The sequence below is a fragment of the Collinsella sp. OM06-18AC genome (genome assembly GCF_003438785.1).
Taxonomy (GTDB): Bacteria; Actinomycetota; Coriobacteriia; order Coriobacteriales; family Coriobacteriaceae; genus Collinsella.
In genome coordinates, this window is record NZ_QSTX01000014.1 from 1 (window position 1) to 17,854 (window position 17,854).

Here is a 17,854-nt window from a genome sequence, read left to right on the forward strand (position 1 = left end):
TGACTGGCAGTCAAGAGGTCAGGGGTTCGATCCCCCTCGTCTCCACCCGAGCATTGAATGAGGCTCCAACGCAAGTTGGGGCCTTTTTTCATATAGGCACACAAGGTCAAAGGCGGCACCATGATCCTCCAGGTCGACAAGATCGAAAAAAGCTTCGGCGCACGCGTCCTCTTTAGCGGCGCGTCCTTCCAGATCAACCCCGGCGAGCGCTTCGCGCTCGTGGGCCCCAACGGCGCCGGCAAAACCACCATGCTTAAGATCATCATGGGCATCGACAGCCCCGACGCCGGCCAGGTCCAGTACGCCAAGGACTGCCAGGTGGGCTACCTAGAGCAGGAAACTAATCTGGAGCACAAGGACACCACCATCCTTGCCGAGGTCATGGCCGCCGCCAAGGAAATCCGCCGCATGGGCGAGCGCGCTAACGAGCTGCAGGCCCAGATCACCGAGCTCTCCGAGCAGGGCAAGGACGTCGACGCACTCCTTAACGAGTACGGCCAGGTCCAGGACCGCTTTGAGCATCTGGGCGGTTACGAGCTCGAGAGCAACGCCCGCAAGATCCTGTCCGGCCTGGGCTTTAAGGTCACTGACTTTGAGCGCCCATGCTCCGAGTTCTCGGGCGGCTGGCAGATGCGCATCGCGCTCGCCAAGCTCTTCCTGCGCCATCCCGACCTGCTGCTTCTGGACGAGCCCACTAACCACCTGGACCTCGAAAGCGTCCAGTGGCTGCGCAGCTTTATCGCCAACTACGACGGCGCCGTCCTCATCGTCAGCCACGACCGCGCCTTTATGGACGCCTGCGTCGACCACGTCGCCGCGCTCGAAAACCGTCGCGTGACCACTTACACCGGCAACTACAGCAGCTACCTCAAGCAGCGCGAGGACAACCTGGAGCAGATGCGCGCCAAGCGCGCCGCCCAGGAGCGCGACATCGCCCATATGCAGGTCTTCGTTGACAAGTTCCGCTACAAGCCCACCAAGGCTGCCCAGGCTCAGGAGCGCATCCGCAAGATCGAGCAGATCAAAAAGGAGCTCGTCATCCTGCCCGAGGGCCACAAGCACATCGACTTTAAGTTCCCTGACCCACCGCGCTCCGGCGATATGGTCGTGGGCCTGGAGGGCGTCTCCAAGTCCTACGGCAACAAACACATCTACAGCGATATCGACCTCAAGCTCTACCGCGGCGAGCACGTGGCGCTCGTCGGCCCCAACGGGGCCGGCAAGTCCACGCTCATGAAGATCATCGCCGGACTGGAGCCGCCCACCACCGGCACCCGCGACCTGGGCACCAACGTGGGCGTGGCCTATTACGCCCAGCACGCGCTCGAGGGCATGACCGAGTCCAACACCGTCCTGCAAGAGATCGACACCGTCACGCCCAAGTGGACCGTGCCACAGCAGCGCAGCCTACTGGGCGCCTTCCTGTTTAGCGACAACGATTCCATCGAGAAGCAGGTTCGCGTCCTCTCCGGCGGCGAAAAAGCGCGTCTGGCCCTGGCCAAGATGCTCGTGGCCCCCGAGGCGCTCCTGTGCCTGGACGAGCCCACCAACCACCTAGACATCGACTCGGTGGACATGCTCGAGAACGCCCTGCAAAACTTCCCCGGCACCATCGTGCTGATCAGCCACGACGAACACCTGGTGCGCGCCGTGGCCAACCGCGTGATCGACATCCGCGATGGCAAGGTCACGGTCTATGACGGCGACTACGACTACTACCTCTACAAGCGCGAGGACCTCGCAGCCCGTGCCGCCGCCGAGACGGCAGGGGAGAGTGCGCCGGCCACGGCCAAGTCCACCAAAGCCAGCGCCGCCCAGGCCGACACCCCCGCAGCTGCCCCCAAACCCGCCGAGGGCAAAAAGACCAAGGAGCAAAAGCGCGCCGAGGCCCAAGCCCGCGCAGCGCTCAATAAAAAGCTCAAGGGCGTGCGCAACCAGCTCAAGAAGATCGAGACGGAGCTCGACAAAAAGCGTGCCCGCTATGACGAGCTTATGGAATTGATGGCAAGCGAAGAGCTTTATGCCGATCAAGACAAGTTCAACGCCGCGCTGGGGGAATATAACGGCCTTAAGCAAGAGCTGCCCAAGCTCGAGGACGAATGGCTCGAGCTTTCCACCCAGATCGAAGAGGAGACCGCGCGTGAACTCTCGTAAGGCCGCTGCCGTGGCGATGAGCATCATCGCCATCGCCTGTCGCATCTGCGGCATCTTTATGAGCGTGATGACCGTGCTGCTGTGCTTTAGCGGCCTCACCGCCAAGCTGCAGATCGTGGGCTTTGTCGTTGAGCTTTCGCGCGCGCTGCCGAGCGCCATCGCCGGCTACGGCGTCATCACATCGCCCTTTGGCGGCGTGTTCCGCCTGGATTACGCCATCGTGGCCGTCATCCTGTTTGTGATCGACTACCTGCTCACGCGCGCCTCGCGCCGCGTTCGCTAGGGGAGCGCCATGTCCAGCAGCTACATCATGAACCTGCTCGCCAGCGCCGTCGCCGTCATCGTGGGAATCGTGATCCACGAGAGCGCGCACGCCGCCGCGGCCTGGGCACTCGGCGATAAGACGGCCCGTTCGCGCGGCCGCGTGTCGCTCAACCCGCTTAACCATATCGACCCGTTTGGCACCATCATCCTGCCGCTGCTCATGCTTGCCGCCGGCGGCCCGGTGTTCGCCTTCGCCAAACCCGTGCCCGTGTACCTCAACAACCTCAAGCACCCCAAGCGTGACGAGGTCCTGGTGAGCGCAGCCGGCCCCGCGTCGAACATCGCCCTCGCGTGCCTCGCGGCCGCCCTCATGCACGCAACGTACGGCAACCTCTACACCAGCATGTCCTTTGCCCTGGCGTCACAGATCATGAACTTCGGCGCCACGTTTATCGTGGTCAACCTGTCACTCGCGTTCTTCAACCTCATCCCGATCCCGCCGCTCGATGGCTCGTCGATCATCGTGCCATTCCTCAAAGGCAAGGCGCTCAACAACTACTATCACCTGCAGCAATACGCCATGCCCATCCTCATCATTGTGCTGTACCTGCTGCCTATGTGGACCGGCATCGACGTGATCGGCCGCTATTTCGACGTTACCGTGTATCCGCTTGCTGAGCAGCTGCTCAACTTCGCAATCGCCGGCATCTAAGGTAAACTTACAGGTCGACCGTGCAAAACGGTCGTAATATGCACCCAAACCGCGCCGCGAAGGCGCCGTCAAAGGAGGTCGAAGATGTCGTATCGCGTGTCGACGCAGGTCTACAGCGGACCGTTCGACCTGCTGCTGCAGCTGGTAACCCGCCAAAAAGTAGATATCGGCGCCATCTCCATCAGCGAGGTGGCCGAGCAGTACCTTGCCGAGGCCGAGCGCATCGAAGCGCTGGACCTGGACGTGGCGAGCGATTTTTTGCTGGTCGCAGCAACCCTTTTGGACATCAAGGCCGCCTCTCTGGTGCCGCAGGAGGCCCCGCGCAAAGTCGATGACGACGATGGCGAGTTCGACGAAGACCTCGAGGAGCTCAGTACGCTCGACGGCGACGCCCTTCGCGAGGTCCTGATCCAGCGCCTGATTGCCTACAAGCAGTTTAAGGGCGCAGCAGCGGCTCTCGGTGCCCGCATGCAGGCCGAGAGCCGCATGCATCCGCGCGTGGCCGGCCCCGACCCCGAGTTCTTGGGCCTTATGCCCGACTACCTGGCCGGCATTACTCTGCGCGGCCTGGCCGTCATTTGCGCCGACCTGGACGGCAAGCGCCAGACCTTCCTGTTGGAGGCCGAACACGTGGCGCCGCATCGCATTCCGCTCGACCTGACTGTGGCCTCGGTCGACCGCTTTACCATGGCGCACCAAACCTGCACCTTCCGCGAGCTGCTGGATGGCAACGCCACCACCGAGCAGCTCGTCGTCACCTTCCTGGCCATGCTCGAGCTCGCCAAGCGAGGCTCGCTCACGCTGAGCCAGGACGAGATCTTTGGAACCATCCGCATCAACCGCGTCGAGGGCGCCGAGGCCTACGTACCCGGCGAGGGCCCCGAGCTCACCGAATAGGAGCGGCAACCATGTCAACCCTTTCCACGCTGGAGACAAACAGTCTCAAAGGCGCCTTGGAGGCGCTCCTGCTGGTGTCGAGCGATCCCGTAAGCGCACCCGCGCTGGCAGGTGCGCTGGATATCGCCCCCGGCGAGTGCGCATCGCTGCTCGCCGAGCTCAAAGTTGAGTACGAGGAGGCCAACCGCGGCTTTCAGCTGCGCGAGGTCGCCGGCGGTTGGCGCCTGTTTACGCATCCCGCCTATCACGACGTGGTCGAGGCCTACGTGCTGAGCTGGGACACGCAAAAACTGTCGCAGGCGGCACTCGAGACCTTGGCCGTCATCGCATACCACCAGCCCGTGACGCGCGAGGTGGTCAAGGGCATCCGCGGCGTCAACTCCGACGGCGTCATCGCATCGCTTGTGGACAAGGGCCTGGTGCGCGAGCTCGGTCGCGACCCCGAGCGCGGACAAGCCATTATCTACGGCACGACAAATGCCTTCTTGGAAAAGTTCGGTCTGCGCTCCACCCGCGACCTGCCCGATCTGGAGCAGTTTGCCCCCGACGAGCAGTCGCGTCAATTTATCCGTGAGCGCCTGAGCGGCCGCAGCATTCAGTCCACGCTCGAGGAACAGGCCGAGGATCTGGACGAAGAGCGCGAGCTGATCGATATCGATGTTGAAGATATTGAGGCAGTCGAGGACTCGGAGACCCTGGTCGTCGACGAGACCTCGGAGGATTTACATGACGAGGACTAACGAAGTAGGGGAGACGCGCGTCGGCGCTGCGGTGCCCAACGCGGATACGCACGAGTCCGACGCCCAGCCCGTCTACCCGCACACCATGCGCCTGCAGCGCTTTTTGGCGCGCGCGGGCGTGGCGAGCCGCCGCGGTTCGGAGGACCTGATGACCGCCGGCCGTGTGACCGTCAACGGCCAGGTCGCGACCGAGCTGGGCACCAAGGTCGATGTCGACCGCGACCATATCGAGGTCGACGGCATGCCCATCAAGCTCAACCAGGGCGCCGTGTACTTGATGCTCTACAAGCCGACCGGCTACCTCACCACCATGAGCGACCCGCAGAAGCGTGCTTGCGTGGCCGACCTGGTCCCCCGCGACCGCTTTCCGGGGCTCTTCCCGGTGGGCCGCCTGGACCGCGACACCACGGGCCTTTTGCTCTTTACTACCGACGGCGACCTGTCGCAGGATCTGCTGCACCCCAGCAAGCACGTCTACAAGACCTACCAGGCACTCGTGGACGGGCAGCTGACCGACCGCGATCTAGACCCGCTCCGCCGTGGCATCGAGCTCGACGACGGCCTGTGCCAGCCGGCAATCTGCCGCGTCATCACCGCACGCGAGGCCGAGGCCGTAGCTCCCCAAGGCATCAAGCCCGGCACCACCGCCGTGGAGGTCATTATCCGCGAGGGCCGCAAAAATCAGGTCAAGCGCATGCTAAGCAAGATCCACCACCCGGTGATTCGTCTGCACCGCTGCAACTTTGCCGGCCTGGAGCTCAAGGACGTGGCCAAGGGCTCGTGGCGCGAGCTCACCGACCGCGAGGTGCAGATCCTCAAGGCCGGCGGCATCCCGCCCAAGCAGGCGAGCGCCAAACGCAACGGCGACAAGCCCCAAGATACGCCCGCCAGCCGCACGCGTCACCACGGCAGCCACGGCTCCGCACCCAAGCGCAACACCTACCGCGAGCGCTACACGGGCTAGGCAACCCGCCGTGCCCCAGCGCCCACGAACCATACCAGCACGTCAACCATCGAAAGGAAGCATTGCATGATCGTCGCCATCGACGGCCCCGCCGGTTCCGGCAAGTCCACCATCGCCAAGGAGATCGCCCGCCAGCTGGGCTTTAACAAGCTCGACACGGGCGCCATGTATCGCGCCGTCACCTTCGCCGCGCTCGACCGCGGCATCGATCTGGACGACGAGGCCGCCATCGATGCCCTCGCCGAGCAGATCGAAATCCGCTTTACCAACGGCACTGGCGAAGACACACGCCTGACCATTGATGGCCAGGATGCCTCGGCTGCCATTCGCACCCCGCAGGTCGACGCCAACGTGTCCAAGGTCTCGGCCTACCCGGGCGTGCGCGCCGCCATGCTCATCCATCAGCGCCGCGCCGCCGAGGATCGCGATATCGTGGCCGAGGGTCGCGACATCGGCACCGTCGTGTTCCCCAACGCACAGGTCAAGGTCTTTCTGACCGCCGACCCGCGCGAGCGTGCCCGCCGCCGCGTGCTGCAGCGTCACCAAAATGATGCCCAGCCGCTCACCTCCGAGCAACTCGAGGCCGAGGTCGACGAGACTCTCGACGCCCTCAAGCAGCGCGATAAGCTCGACAGCAGCCGCGAGGTCGCACCACTCGTTCCCGCCGAGGACGCCGTGCACGTCGACTCCACCGCCCACACCATCGATGAGGTCGTCCGCATTATCGAAGACCTCATCAACCAAAGGAGGTAGCCCATGCGCCTGTTTAAGCAGACGCCCGAGGATTACTACAACGCCCCCTATGTCGAGTTCCCGGCGCTCATCCGCGGCATCGTCGCCGTGGTCATGGGCATCCTGTGGGCCTTCTCCAAGCTCATGTGGCGTTGGAAGGTCGAGGACGCTGACCTGCTGTTTGCGCGCCAGGAAGGCCGCGGCAGCGTGGTCATCTGCAACCACACCTCGATGGCCGAGGTGCTGGCCGTGGAGACGGCGCTGTACTTTGGCGGCCGCCGCGTGCGTCCCATCTTTAAATCCGAATTCGCCAAGAGCAAGATCGTACGCTGGGCCTTTAGCCGCGTGGGCGGCATTCCTGTCGAGCGTGGCACCGCCGACATGAAGTGCCTGCGCGCCGCCCAGCATGCGCTGCAGCGCGGCGAGGACGTCCTGATCTTCCCCGAGGGCACGCGCATCCGCTCGCGCGAGATCAAGCCCGAGGTCCACGGCGGTTTTGCGCTCATCGCTCAGATGGGCAAGGCGCCCGTCAACCCGCTCGCCATCTGCGGCTGGTCTGATATCACGCCCGCGGGCAAAAAGCTCATGCGTCCCAAGAAGTGCTGGATTCGTGCCGGCAAAGCCGTCTCGCTTTCCGATGCACCGGCCGGGCTTAAGCGTACGGAGCGCCTGGCCTGGTTTGAGTCCGAGGCCATGAACCGCGTCTACGCCATGCGCGACGAGCTGTGCGCCGAGCATCCGGGCAGGTTCTAGCCATGAGCGAGAACGTGACAAACACCGCCGCGACTGCGTCCGACCAAGCCATCGCGCCTACCATCGAGATCGCCGCCCACGCCGGCACCTGCTACGGCGTGCAGCGCGCGCTCGACATGGCGCTTGCCGCCGCGCCCCAGGCAGGGGAGAGCACTCAGGTCCACACTCTGGGTCCGCTCATCCATAACCCCATCGTGGTACGCGAGCTCACCGAGGCGGGCGTCGGTCTGGCCGACACCTTGGACGACGCCGCAACCGGCACCGTGATCATCCGCGCCCACGGCGTGGTACCGCAGGTCATCGATGCTGCCCGCAAGCGCGGCCTCAACGTGGTCGATGCCACCTGCCCCTACGTGAAGAAGGTCCATGTGGCCGCCGAGCGCCTGGTACGCGAGGGCTACCGCGTGGTAGTCGTAGGCGAGCCGGGCCATCCCGAGGTTGAGGGCATCTTGGGCCACGCCGGCAATGATGCACAGGTCGTGAGCTGTGCCGCCGACGCCACCGCCTTGTCGCTCAAGGGCAAGGTAGGCCTCGTCGTGCAAACCACCCAGACTGCGCAGAACCTCGCCGAGGTCGTGGCTGCTATCACCCCGCGCGTGCAGGAGCTGCGCGTGATCAACACCATCTGCGCCGCCACGAGTGAGCGTCAACAGGCAGCAGCCACACTTGCCAACCGCTGCGACTGCATGGTCATCGTGGGCGGCAAGAACTCGGGCAACACCCGCCGCCTGGCGCAGATTTGCGCAGACGCCTGCGAGCGCACGCATCACATCGAGGAAGCTTCCGAGCTCCAGGCCGCGTGGTTTGCCGACGCTCACCACATCGGCATCACCGCCGGAGCCTCCACCCCGCAAGAACACATCGAACGCGCCGTCACGCGCATCAAGGAGCTTTGCCGCTAACCATGGACCAGACCGTACCCGCATACGCCGCCGAGGTGGCCGATTACGGGCGCAGCCGCGACCCCGAGCCGGGTGAGGGCGCGCTCGTCAAGAACGTGCGTCCCGAATCGCCCGCGTGGGATGTGGGTATCGAGCCGGGCATGCGCGTGCTCACGGTCAACGGTGAGCAGCTTACCGACATGATTGTGTGGCTCTGGGAGGCCGACGATGATACCGTCGAGCTCGAGGTTTTCGACCCGCGCGACGGCACCGTCACCCCCGTCGAGCTCGACCGCTTTCCCGGCGAGGATTGGGGTTTGGAGTTCGATGGCCCCATCTTCGACGGCATGCGTACCTGCGTCAACGCCTGCGTGTTCTGCTTTATGACCATGCTCCCCAAGGGCGGCCGCTCCACGCTCTATATTCGCGACGACGACTATCGCCTAAGCTTTTTGCAAGGCAACTTTGTCACGCTTACGAACCTCACCGACGAGGACGTGCAAAACGTCATCCAGCGCAACATGAGTCCCATGAACGTGTCGGTCCACGCTGTGAGCCCCGACGTCCGCCGTCGTATGATGGGCCGTAACGCTCAGCGAGGCATGGACGTACTCGAGACCATCATGGCCGCCGGCATCGAGATTCACGCGCAGATTGTGCTGTGCCCCGGCATGAACGACGGCGAGGAGCTGGAAAAGACCCTGCGCTTTTGCGAGGAGCACGAGCAAATCACAAGCCTGGGCATCGTGCCGCTCGGCTTTACCAAGCATCAGAACCGTTTTAGCTGGTCCTACAGCGACAAGCCCGAGCTGGCGCGCGAGACCATTGCCATGATCCGTCCCTACCAGGACCGTGCCTTCGAGCGCTTTGGCCGCCACACCTTCCAGATGAGCGACGAGTTCTATCTGGACGCCGGCATCGATCCTCCCGAGGCGGACTTTTACGACGGTTACCCGCAGTACTACGACGGCATCGGCATGATCCGCTCGTATCTAGACGAGACCGACGACGTGCTTGCCGCCGATACCGAGCGTCTGGCCCGCGTCCGCGAGGCCATCGCCGCCCGCAGCCAGCACCTGCTGTGCCTCTCGGGCGCCAGCGCACGCGACACGGTGGCCCGCTTTGTGGAGTCGTCCCAGGGACTCGCCGGCACTGTCACGGCCATCAAGAACCGCTACTTTGGCGGCAACGTGGACGTGACCGGCCTCATCGTCGCGTGTGACATCTTGGAGCAGCTGCCCCAAGATCTGTCGGGGGTTATGCTCTTTGTGCCTAAGCTCATGTTCAACGCTGACGGCATGACGCTTGACGAGTATCATCGTGACGATTTACTCGCAAGCCTTACCAGTCGCGGCGCCGAGGTTCATGTGGTGTCGACCATGCCGCATGAGCTACTCGATACCCTGGAGCACATCCTTGGCATTGTGCCTGCCGACTCTACTAATTCCGCTGACCCTACCCATTAAAGGAGAGCAGATGAAACCTATCGTCGCCGTCGTCGGACGCCCCAACGTGGGCAAGTCCACGCTCGTTAACCGCCTGGCCCAGACCTCGGACGCCATCGTCCACGAGTCTCGCGGCGTCACGCGCGATCGCTCATATCACACGGCCGATTGGAACGGCCGCGAGTTCACCATCGTCGACACGGGCGGTATCGAGCCGCTCAAGAGCGACGACGTCTTTGCCACGTCCATCCGCGACCAGGCGCTCGCCGCCGCCGAGGAAGCCGCCGTCATCCTGTTTGTGGTCGATGGCCGCACCGGCGTCACCGAGGAGGACGAGTCGGTCGCTCGCATGCTCAAGCGCTGCGACAAGCCGGTCTTTCTGCTGGTGAACAAGCTCGACAACCCCGATCGCGAAAACGACAGCATCTGGGAGTTCTATTCGCTCGGCGTCGGTGAGCCCACGCCCCTCTCGGCCCTGCATGGCCACGGCACGGGCGACCTGCTCGACGATATCGTGGCCCTGCTTCCGGAGGAAGAGGACGAGGTCGCCGATGAGTTCCCCGACGCCCTGAACGTCGCCATCATCGGCCGCCCCAATGCCGGCAAGTCGTCGCTGTTCAACCGCATCCTGGGCGCCGATCGCTCTATCGTGTCCAACATTGCCGGCACCACGCGCGACGCCATCGACACCGTCGTGGAGCGCAACGGCAAGCACTACCGCATGGTTGACACCGCGGGCATCCGCAAGAAGAGCACCGTGTACGAGAATATCGAGTACTACTCGATGGTCCGCGGCCTGCGCGCCATCGACCGCGCCGACGTGGCGCTGCTCGTCGTCGACGCCTCCGTGGGCGTTACCGAACAGGACCAGAAGGTCATGGGTCTTGCCATCGAGCGCGGCTGTGCCATCGTTGTGCTGCTCAACAAGTGGGACCTGCTCGACGACGACCGCAAGCGCGAGGCCTGCATGGAGACCATCGACCGCCGTCTGGGCGTCATGGCTCCCTGGGCCCAGTACCTGCGCATCTCTGCCCTCACTGGCCGCAGCGTCGAGAAGATCTGGGCGATGGTCGACGCAGCCGAGAAGACGCGTTCGCAAAAGATCAGCACCTCGCGCCTCAACACGTTCCTCACCGACCTACGTGAGTTCGGCCACACCGTGGTGGACGGCAAGCGCCGCCTGCGCATGCACTACGTGACTCAGACGGGCGTCAATCCGCCGACGTTCACGTTCTTCGTCAACCACAGCGATCTGGTCAACGACACCTACCAGCGCTACGTGGAGAACCGCATGCGCTCGACCTTCGATTTTGCCGGCACGCCCATTCGACTCTTCTTTAGGAAGAAGGAACAAAAGGATGCATAATCCGATTCTGCTGACCGCCATCTGCGCCGTGGTCTCGTTCTTTATCGGAGCGATTCCGTTTGGCCTGATCCTGGGCCGCGTGTTCAACCACACCGACATTCGCAAGGCGGGTTCCGGCAACATCGGCACAACCAATGCGCTGCGCGTGGCCGGCCCTAAGGTGGCCGCGCTCACGTTGTTGCTCGACTGCCTTAAGGGCGCCATCTGCGTCCTTATCGCGCGTCCGCTCATTGCCGACTTGGGCTATGGCTTCCCCGTAAGCATCATGGCGCCTGGAGCCCCCGGCGACTGGATGCTCGGCGTCATCTGCCTGGCAGCTGTATGGGGCCATATCTTCTCGCCCTACCTCAACTTCCATGGCGGCAAGGGTATCGCCGTTGGTCTGGGCGTGATCCTTGCCTGGTACTGGCCCATTGGCCTGTCGCTGCTGGGCATGTTTATCGTAGCCGTCGCCATCACCAAGTACGTGTCGGTGGGCTCACTTGCCGCCGCCATCGGTCTTCCCATCGCTGCCTGCGCGGTCTTTCCGTACAGCAGCTTGGGCCTCAAGTTTTGCATGGCGATGATTGGCATCACCGTGGTGTGGGCCCATCGCGCGAACATCAAAAAGCTCATGACGGGTAAGGAGTCCAAGCTCTCGTTTACCAAGCGCGTCACCGAGCCCGACGATAAGTAGGAGAGAGTCATGAATGTTGCGCTGATTGGCTCCGGCTCCTGGGGAACTGCCGTCGCCGGCCTTGCCGCCGCGAGAGCCGAGCGCTTGACCATGTGGGCCCATAGCGAGCAGACGGCCGCCGGCATTAACGGCGAGCACCGTAACCCCCGGTATCTTGTGGGATATGAGCTGCCCCGCAATGTCGTCGCCACGACAGACCTGGCGCAGGCGCTCAAGGGCGCCGAAGCCGTCATCTTTGCCGTGCCCTCCACACACCTGCGAAGCGTATGTCATCAGACAGCGCCCTTCATCGTTGCCGACACCCCGGTGCTCTGCCTCACCAAGGGCATTGAGCCCGAGTCCGGCCTGCTCATGAGCGAGGTCATTGCCAGCGAGATCGGCAACGAGCGGCGTGTGGCAGCCCTCTCGGGCCCCAACCATGCCGAGGAGATTTGCCGCGGCGGGCTTTCTGCTGCCGTCATCGCCAGCGAAGATACGCAGGTAGGGGAGACCTTTAAGGACCTGCTGCTGTCCACGGCCTTCCGCATCTACCTGTCGCAGGATATGACCGGCGTCGAGGTTTGCGGCGCCATGAAAAACGTCATCGCCATCGTGTGCGGCATCTCCGCCGGCACCGGCGCGGGCGACAACACGCTCGCTCTTATCATGACGCGCGGCCTGGCCGAGATTAGCCGACTGGTGCACGCCCGTGGCGGGCAGGCCATAACGTGCATGGGACTCGCCGGCATGGGCGACCTCATCGCCACCTGCACCTCGGAGCATTCGCGCAACCGCACCTTTGGCTACGAGTTTGCCCATGGTGTGTCGCTCGACGAGTACCAGGCTCGCACGCATATGGTGGTCGAGGGCGCCGTCGCGGCCCGCAGCGTCAGCGAGCTTGCCCGTTCACTGGGCGTAGACATTCCGCTCACCTTTGCCGTAGAGCAAACGCTCTACAACGGTGTTACTTTGGATAGGGCGCTCGAGATCCTCACCGACCGCGTCCCTTCTCATGAGTTCTACGGACTCACCGACTAGTGCAGAAAGGCTTCTACCATGGGTTCCATTAAAATCGCTCCGTCTGTCCTTTCGGCCGATATGGCCAACCTCAAGGGCGAGCTCGACAAGATCGCCGGCGCCGACTACGTGCACTTTGACGTCATGGACGGTCACTTTACCGGCAACCTCACCTTTGGCGTCGATATCCTCAAGGCCGTCAAGCGCTCCACCGATGTACCAGTCGACGCGCACCTCATGGTGTCGAACCCCGATGAGACGGTCGATTGGTATGCCGATGCCGGTGCCGATATAATCACCGTGCACTACGAGGCCTCCACGCACCTGCACCGCACGCTCACCCATCTGCAGCAGCGCGGCGTCAAGGCCGGCGTGGTGCTCAACCCCGCCACCCCCGTGTGCGTACTCGAGAGCATCATCGACGTCGTCGATATGGTGCTGCTGATGAGCGTGAACCCCGGCTTTGGCGGCCAGAGCTTTATCCCCGGTACCATTGCCAAACTGCACGAGCTCAAGGCCATGTGCGAGCGCCACGGCGTTTCGCCCCTGGTCGAGGTCGATGGCGGTATTTCTTCCAGGAACATCGCCGAGGTCGTCAAGGCCGGCGCCAACGTGCTCGTAGCCGGCTCCGCCGTTTTTAAGTCCGAAGATCCCGCCGCTGAGGTTGCGCTGCTGCAGAAGCTGGGCAACAAGGCTGCACAGGAGGCATAAATCCTTATGACCGCAGGTCAAAACCGCATACCCGTGAATCTTGACTATGCCGCCTCGACGCCCATGCGCGCCGAGGCGCTCCTTGCGCAGCGCGAGTACGACGACAGCGAGCTTGCGGGCGTCAACCCCAACTCGCTGCACTCGCTTGGCCGCAAGGCCGCCGCACGCCTGGAAGTTGCCCGTCGCGAGATCGCCCGTAGCTTTGGCGCACGCGTTCGCCCGTCCGAGATCGTCCTGACCAACGGCGGCACCGAGGCAAACCAGCTGGCGCTCCTCGGACTTGCCGAGGGTGCTCGTCAGCGCGATCGCAAGCGCGACCGCGTGATCGTGTCGGCGATTGAGCACGATTCGATCCTTGACAACCTGCCGCTGCTGCGCGCCGCCGGCTTTACCGTCGATCTGGTGCAGCCCTGCCGCGCGGGCTACATCGAGACCGCCGCGCTGAGCGACTTGCTCGGCGACGACGTGGCGCTCGTGAGCATCATGGTTGCCAACAACGAGACCGGCGTGGTGCAGCCCATCCGCGAGCTGGCCGCCGCTGCACATGCTGCCGGCGCCCTGTTCCACACCGATGCCATCCAGGGCTACTTGCATATTCCGCTCGATGTCACTGAGCTGGGCGTCGATGCCATGACCGTTGCCGCGCATAAGATCGGCGGCCCTGTGGCATCCGGCGCGCTCTACCTTAAGAACCGCACGCCGCTGCGCCCCCGAATCTTTGGCGGCGGACAGGAAGCCGGACGACGTGCCGGCACGCAGGACCTGCGCACGCAGCTCGCCTTTGCCGCTGCCGCCCGCACGCTGACGCCCCATGTGGCCGAGGAGCGCGAGAAGCTGCAAGCCCTTTCCGACAAGCTCTACGCCACGCTTACGGCCCATCCGCGCATTCACGCCACCATGGGCGACTACGCACATGCCGACCGTCTGCCCGGCATGGTATCGATCTACATTGACGGCATGGACTCCGAGGAGCTCATCATCAAGCTCGACGCCGCCAGCTTTGAGGTGTCTGCAGGTTCGGCATGCTCGAGTGGCAGCATGGACCCGAGCCATGTTTTAAGCGCAATGGGCATCGGTCGCGAGCAGGCATTGGGCGCACTACGCATTTCCTTTGACGACCGCGTGAATCCGGACGATCTGGACGAGTTTGCCCAGACGCTGCTCTCGATCGTAGGCGCCGCATGATCGTCGCCGAGCTTGAGCGCGCGCTGCTGGCACGCTATCCCAAGACGGACACCGAGCCCTGGGACCACGTAGGACTCTCCGTTGGCGATCCGGCCGCGGAGATCACCGGCGTTGCCTGCGCACTCGATGCGACTGAGGCTAATGTTCGCCGCGCCCAAGAAGCAAGCGCCAACGTGCTGCTGACGCATCATCCCATATACATCAAGGCACCCGAGGCCTTTTGTCCGGCGGATGCCACACGACCCCAGTGCAGTGCGGCCCTCTACGAGGCTGCCCGCTGCGGGGTGAGCATTATCTCGCTCCACACCAACCTGGACCGCTCGCACGAAGCCCGTGTCTGCCTGAGCAAGCTGCTGGGTGCCGCACCCGTGAGCTCACTGGAGCACGTGGACGACCCCGAGGCCACCGGCCTGGGCGCACTTGCAACGCTCAACGACCCGTGCACGCTGCGCGATCTTGCCACCCGTGCTGCCACGGCCTTTGGCAGCGACCCGCGTGTGTGGGGCAAAGCTGATCGCCCGTGCCGCACCGTCGCCATTTTGGGCGGCTCCCTGGGCGACTTCGGAGAGCTCGCCATCGCCGCGGGCGCAGATGTTGTCGTGACGGGCGAGGCGGGCTACCACGTGGCGCAAGACCTTGCCTTGCGCGGGCTGCCGGTGATCTTGCTCGGCCACGACCGCTCCGAGGAGCCGTTCGTTGATATATTGATGAACTCTGCAGTTGACGCCGGGGCCGACCCCCGTCATGCGATTAAAATAATGAACCCTTGCCAATGGTGGACTGTGACAAAAGGAGAGAACTTATGAGCGCCGGCGCTACGCTACTCAAGCTGCAACAGATCGATTTGGAGCTCGCCCGCAACAAGAGCGAACTTGCCAATATGCCGGAGCTCAAGGAGCTCGCTTCCAAGCGCAAGACCTACGTTAAGCTCAAGGCCGAAATGACCAGGCTCTACGCCCAACGCAAGGACCTGGATATTGAGCTCGACGATCTCAACACCACCGAGATCCAGACCAATAACGCCATCGAGGCCGCCAAGAAGCGCCATGTCGACGGCTCTGACTATCGCGAGGTTCAGGACCTGGAGAACGAGCTCGCCACCCTGGCCAAGCGTCTGGACAAGATTGAGCACACCCGCAAGGACGTCGTTGTCGCCCACAAAGAGGCGCTCGACCGCGAGACCCGCGCGCAGGCAATCATCGCCAAGTTCGAAGAGGGCGTGAAGGCCGATACCAAGGCCGCCCGCGCCAAGGCTGCCGACCTGCAGGCTCAGATCGAAGCCGCCACTAAGGAGCGCACCGCGCTGGCCGCCACGCTGCCGGCCGACGTGCTCACCGACTACGAGCGTCTGCTCAAGCAGTTCCGCGGCCTGGCCGTCGAGACCATCAAGGGCAACATCCCCACGGTCTGCCACACCGCGCTGCAGGCATCGTCCATGAGCGACCTCAACCACGACGGCAGCGAGATTACGCACTGCCCGTACTGCCACCGCCTCCTGGTACTCCCGAGCAAGGAAGCCTAGCGATGACGGCGGCATCCAACAATTCAATGCAACTTGAGGGAAAAACGATCCTGCTGGGCATTACCGGCGGGATCGCCGCCTATAAGTCGTGCAATATCGTGCGCCAGCTCCAAAAGCGCGGCGCGCGCGTCAAGGTCGTTATGAGCGAGCATGCCACCGAGTTTGTCGGCCCGCTCACCTTCCGTGCGCTCACCAACGAGCCCGTCGCCGTAGGCCTGTTCGACGACCCCTCCGACCCCATCCACCACATTTCGCTGGCGCAAGAGCCCGATCTGGTGGTCGTGGCGCCCGCGACGGCCAATATCATCGCCAAGATGGCCAACGGCATCGCCGACGACCTCATCTCCACCACGCTACTTGCGACGCCGCGACCCATCGTGATCGCACCCGCTATGAACAACGGCATGTGGAAGGCGCCGGCGACACAGGCCAACATGTCCACGCTGCGCGAGCGCGGTGTCCATGTGGTGGGACCCGGCAGCGGCTACCTTGCCTGCGGCGACGTGGACACGGGACGCATGAGCGAGCCCGAGGACATCGTCGAGGCTGTCTGCGAGGTGCTCAACCCCGCGCCTCAGGACCTGGCAGATAAGCGCATCGTGATTACCGCCGGCCCCACGCACGAGCCGATCGATCCCGTGCGCTTTATTGGCAACCGTTCTTCGGGCAAGATGGGTATCGCCCTGGCGGGGGAGGCCGCACGTCGCGGTGCCGCCGTCACGCTCGTGCTGGGACCGACATCGCTCGACGTTCCCCACGGCGTGGAGTGCGTGCGCGTGCAGACCGCCGCTGAAATGCTGAAGGCAGCGCTCAGCGCCTTTCAGACGGCCGATGTGGCCATTTGTGCGGCCGCTGTCGCCGACTACACCCCCGTATCCCCTGCGGACCATAAGCTCAAAAAGGCCAACGAGCGCTTGGATCGCATCAAACTGGTCGAGACGGTCGATATTTTGGCTGAGCTTTCGCGCCAGAAGGGGGAGCGGTGCGTGATCGGCTTTGCGGCCGAGACCGATAACGTCCTGGAGTACGCACAGCGAAAGCTCGACCGCAAGGGTTGCGATGCCATTATCGCCAACGATGTCTCACGCGCCGATTCGGGCTTTGGAACCGATACCAACAAGGCCTGGATTGTGAGCACAACGGGTACGCAAGAACTTCCCGTTCTAACAAAACCCCAGCTCGCAGATACAATTTTGGACTTGCTTCAAAATTTGTAAAAAAGTTCTTGCACAAGTCTAAAGTTTCGGGTTAATATACTCCCTGTTGCGAGCGAGAGCAGAGCAACAAACAATAGCTTCGGGACGTGGCGCAGCTTGGTAGCGCACTTGACTGGGGGTCAAGGGGTCGCTGGTTCGAATCCAGTCGTCCCGACCAGAAGTTTGCAGGTCAGGCACCTTGTGCCTGACCTTTTTTGTTTTAAGCAATTGCTTAATTTTGTTTAAGCAACAGGGTGCCAAAAATCTACCTACGCGATAATCGCCTTTTGCGGCTACCTGCGCGTTTTGCACGCACTTGAGCCGATTTATTAACGCGATATGAATCTACATACGCGTAGCTGGTATACAACCGAGAACGGGCCGCATTTATCGCGGCGATTTACATAGATATAGCAACTGAAACGAACAAGCGTGTCGCTGTATTTATTCCAGTAGTTAACTTGATCGGTGGACAAGTGGGCTGTTGCAACGAAACGCCAAGCAGGATGGGCTCTATACGAGGGCGCCGCAAAGGTAATGACAGGGGAGTGCGGCAGGCGCTCTGAAAGCCGCTGTATGACCCCATGTCTCCTTAACTTGATAATTTGTGTTTCAAGCCACGAATCGGTCGAGCAATTACTAAAAGAAAGGCCCATGCAG

At 63.1% G+C, this 17,854-nt stretch carries 18 protein-coding genes and 1 tRNA gene; all 19 read left to right on the plus strand.

Features of this window, described 5'->3' with window-relative positions; all coding sequences use genetic code 11:
- Positions 1-120 precede the first annotated feature (120 nt).
- Positions 121-2,154, plus strand: coding sequence for an ABC-F family ATP-binding cassette domain-containing protein (locus DXB86_RS08460; RefSeq protein ID WP_117736818.1), 2,034 nt, complete (start codon positions 121-123; stop codon positions 2,152-2,154).
- Positions 2,141-2,437: a hypothetical protein gene (locus tag DXB86_RS08465; RefSeq protein ID WP_117736819.1), complete on the plus strand. Its 297-nt coding sequence runs from the start codon at positions 2,141-2,143 to the stop codon at positions 2,435-2,437. Before DXB86_RS08460 ends, DXB86_RS08465 begins: the two co-directional genes overlap by 14 nt.
- A 9-nt stretch (positions 2,438-2,446) precedes the next feature.
- Positions 2,447-3,130 (plus strand): site-2 protease family protein, encoded by a 684-nt coding sequence (locus tag DXB86_RS08470; RefSeq protein WP_117736820.1) that lies wholly within the window; start codon positions 2,447-2,449, stop codon positions 3,128-3,130.
- 84 nt (positions 3,131-3,214) lie between these two features.
- Positions 3,215-4,027 carry a ScpA family protein gene (locus tag DXB86_RS08475; protein WP_117736821.1) on the plus strand — a complete coding sequence of 271 codons (813 nt, stop codon included), beginning with the start codon at positions 3,215-3,217 and terminating at the stop codon, positions 4,025-4,027.
- An 11-nt stretch (positions 4,028-4,038) separates the two neighbouring features.
- A complete protein-coding gene (gene scpB, locus DXB86_RS08480) occupies positions 4,039-4,767 on the plus strand; it encodes an SMC-Scp complex subunit ScpB (RefSeq protein ID WP_117736822.1) in 729 nt (242 codons plus the stop codon).
- Positions 4,754-5,731 (plus strand): pseudouridine synthase, encoded by a 978-nt coding sequence (locus DXB86_RS08485; RefSeq protein WP_117736823.1) that lies wholly within the window; start codon positions 4,754-4,756, stop codon positions 5,729-5,731. Before scpB ends, DXB86_RS08485 begins: the two co-directional genes overlap by 14 nt.
- Before the next feature lie 66 nt (positions 5,732-5,797).
- The gene (gene cmk, locus DXB86_RS08490; RefSeq protein ID WP_006236034.1) at positions 5,798-6,484 is read left to right on the plus strand and encodes a (d)CMP kinase; all 687 of its coding nucleotides are present in this window, start codon (positions 5,798-5,800) and stop codon (positions 6,482-6,484) included.
- A 3-nt stretch (positions 6,485-6,487) separates the two neighbouring features.
- A complete protein-coding gene (locus DXB86_RS08495; protein WP_117736824.1) occupies positions 6,488-7,216 on the plus strand; it encodes a lysophospholipid acyltransferase family protein in 729 nt (242 codons plus the stop codon).
- Positions 7,217-7,218: 2 nt separating this feature from the next.
- Complete coding sequence (locus DXB86_RS08500) at positions 7,219-8,118, plus strand: 4-hydroxy-3-methylbut-2-enyl diphosphate reductase (RefSeq protein WP_199411028.1); 900 nt, start codon at positions 7,219-7,221, stop codon at positions 8,116-8,118.
- 2 nt (positions 8,119-8,120) lie between these two features.
- Positions 8,121-9,563 (plus strand): DUF512 domain-containing protein, encoded by a 1,443-nt coding sequence (locus DXB86_RS08505; protein WP_117736825.1) that lies wholly within the window; start codon positions 8,121-8,123, stop codon positions 9,561-9,563.
- A gap of 10 nt (positions 9,564-9,573) precedes the next feature.
- Positions 9,574-10,908 (plus strand): ribosome biogenesis GTPase Der, encoded by a 1,335-nt coding sequence (der, locus tag DXB86_RS08510; RefSeq protein ID WP_117736826.1) that lies wholly within the window; start codon positions 9,574-9,576, stop codon positions 10,906-10,908.
- Positions 10,901-11,584, plus strand: a complete 684-nt coding sequence (plsY, locus tag DXB86_RS08515; protein WP_117736827.1) for a glycerol-3-phosphate 1-O-acyltransferase PlsY — start codon at positions 10,901-10,903, stop codon at positions 11,582-11,584. The genes der and plsY overlap by 8 nt, the downstream gene beginning before the upstream one ends.
- Positions 11,585-11,593: 9 nt before the next feature.
- Entirely contained in the window at positions 11,594-12,601 is a 1,008-nt protein-coding gene (locus DXB86_RS08520) for an NAD(P)H-dependent glycerol-3-phosphate dehydrogenase (protein ID WP_117736828.1), read from the plus strand.
- 18 nt (positions 12,602-12,619) lie between these two features.
- A complete protein-coding gene (gene rpe / locus DXB86_RS08525; protein WP_117736829.1) occupies positions 12,620-13,291 on the plus strand; it encodes a ribulose-phosphate 3-epimerase in 672 nt (223 codons plus the stop codon).
- A 6-nt stretch (positions 13,292-13,297) separates the two neighbouring features.
- Complete coding sequence (locus DXB86_RS08530; RefSeq protein ID WP_117736830.1) at positions 13,298-14,476, plus strand: cysteine desulfurase family protein; 1,179 nt, start codon at positions 13,298-13,300, stop codon at positions 14,474-14,476.
- Positions 14,473-15,282, plus strand: coding sequence for a Nif3-like dinuclear metal center hexameric protein (locus tag DXB86_RS08535; protein WP_117736831.1), 810 nt, complete (start codon positions 14,473-14,475; stop codon positions 15,280-15,282). The genes DXB86_RS08530 and DXB86_RS08535 overlap by 4 nt, the downstream gene beginning before the upstream one ends.
- Positions 15,279-15,998: a zinc ribbon domain-containing protein gene (locus DXB86_RS08540; RefSeq protein ID WP_117736832.1), complete on the plus strand. Its 720-nt coding sequence runs from the start codon at positions 15,279-15,281 to the stop codon at positions 15,996-15,998. The genes DXB86_RS08535 and DXB86_RS08540 overlap by 4 nt, the downstream gene beginning before the upstream one ends.
- 2 nt (positions 15,999-16,000) lie before the next feature.
- Positions 16,001-17,215 (plus strand): bifunctional phosphopantothenoylcysteine decarboxylase/phosphopantothenate--cysteine ligase CoaBC, encoded by a 1,215-nt coding sequence (gene coaBC / locus DXB86_RS08545; protein WP_233504185.1) that lies wholly within the window; start codon positions 16,001-16,003, stop codon positions 17,213-17,215.
- Between the two features lie 80 nt (positions 17,216-17,295).
- Positions 17,296-17,372, plus strand: a tRNA-Pro gene (locus DXB86_RS08550).
- Positions 17,373-17,854: the final 482 nt, after the last annotated feature.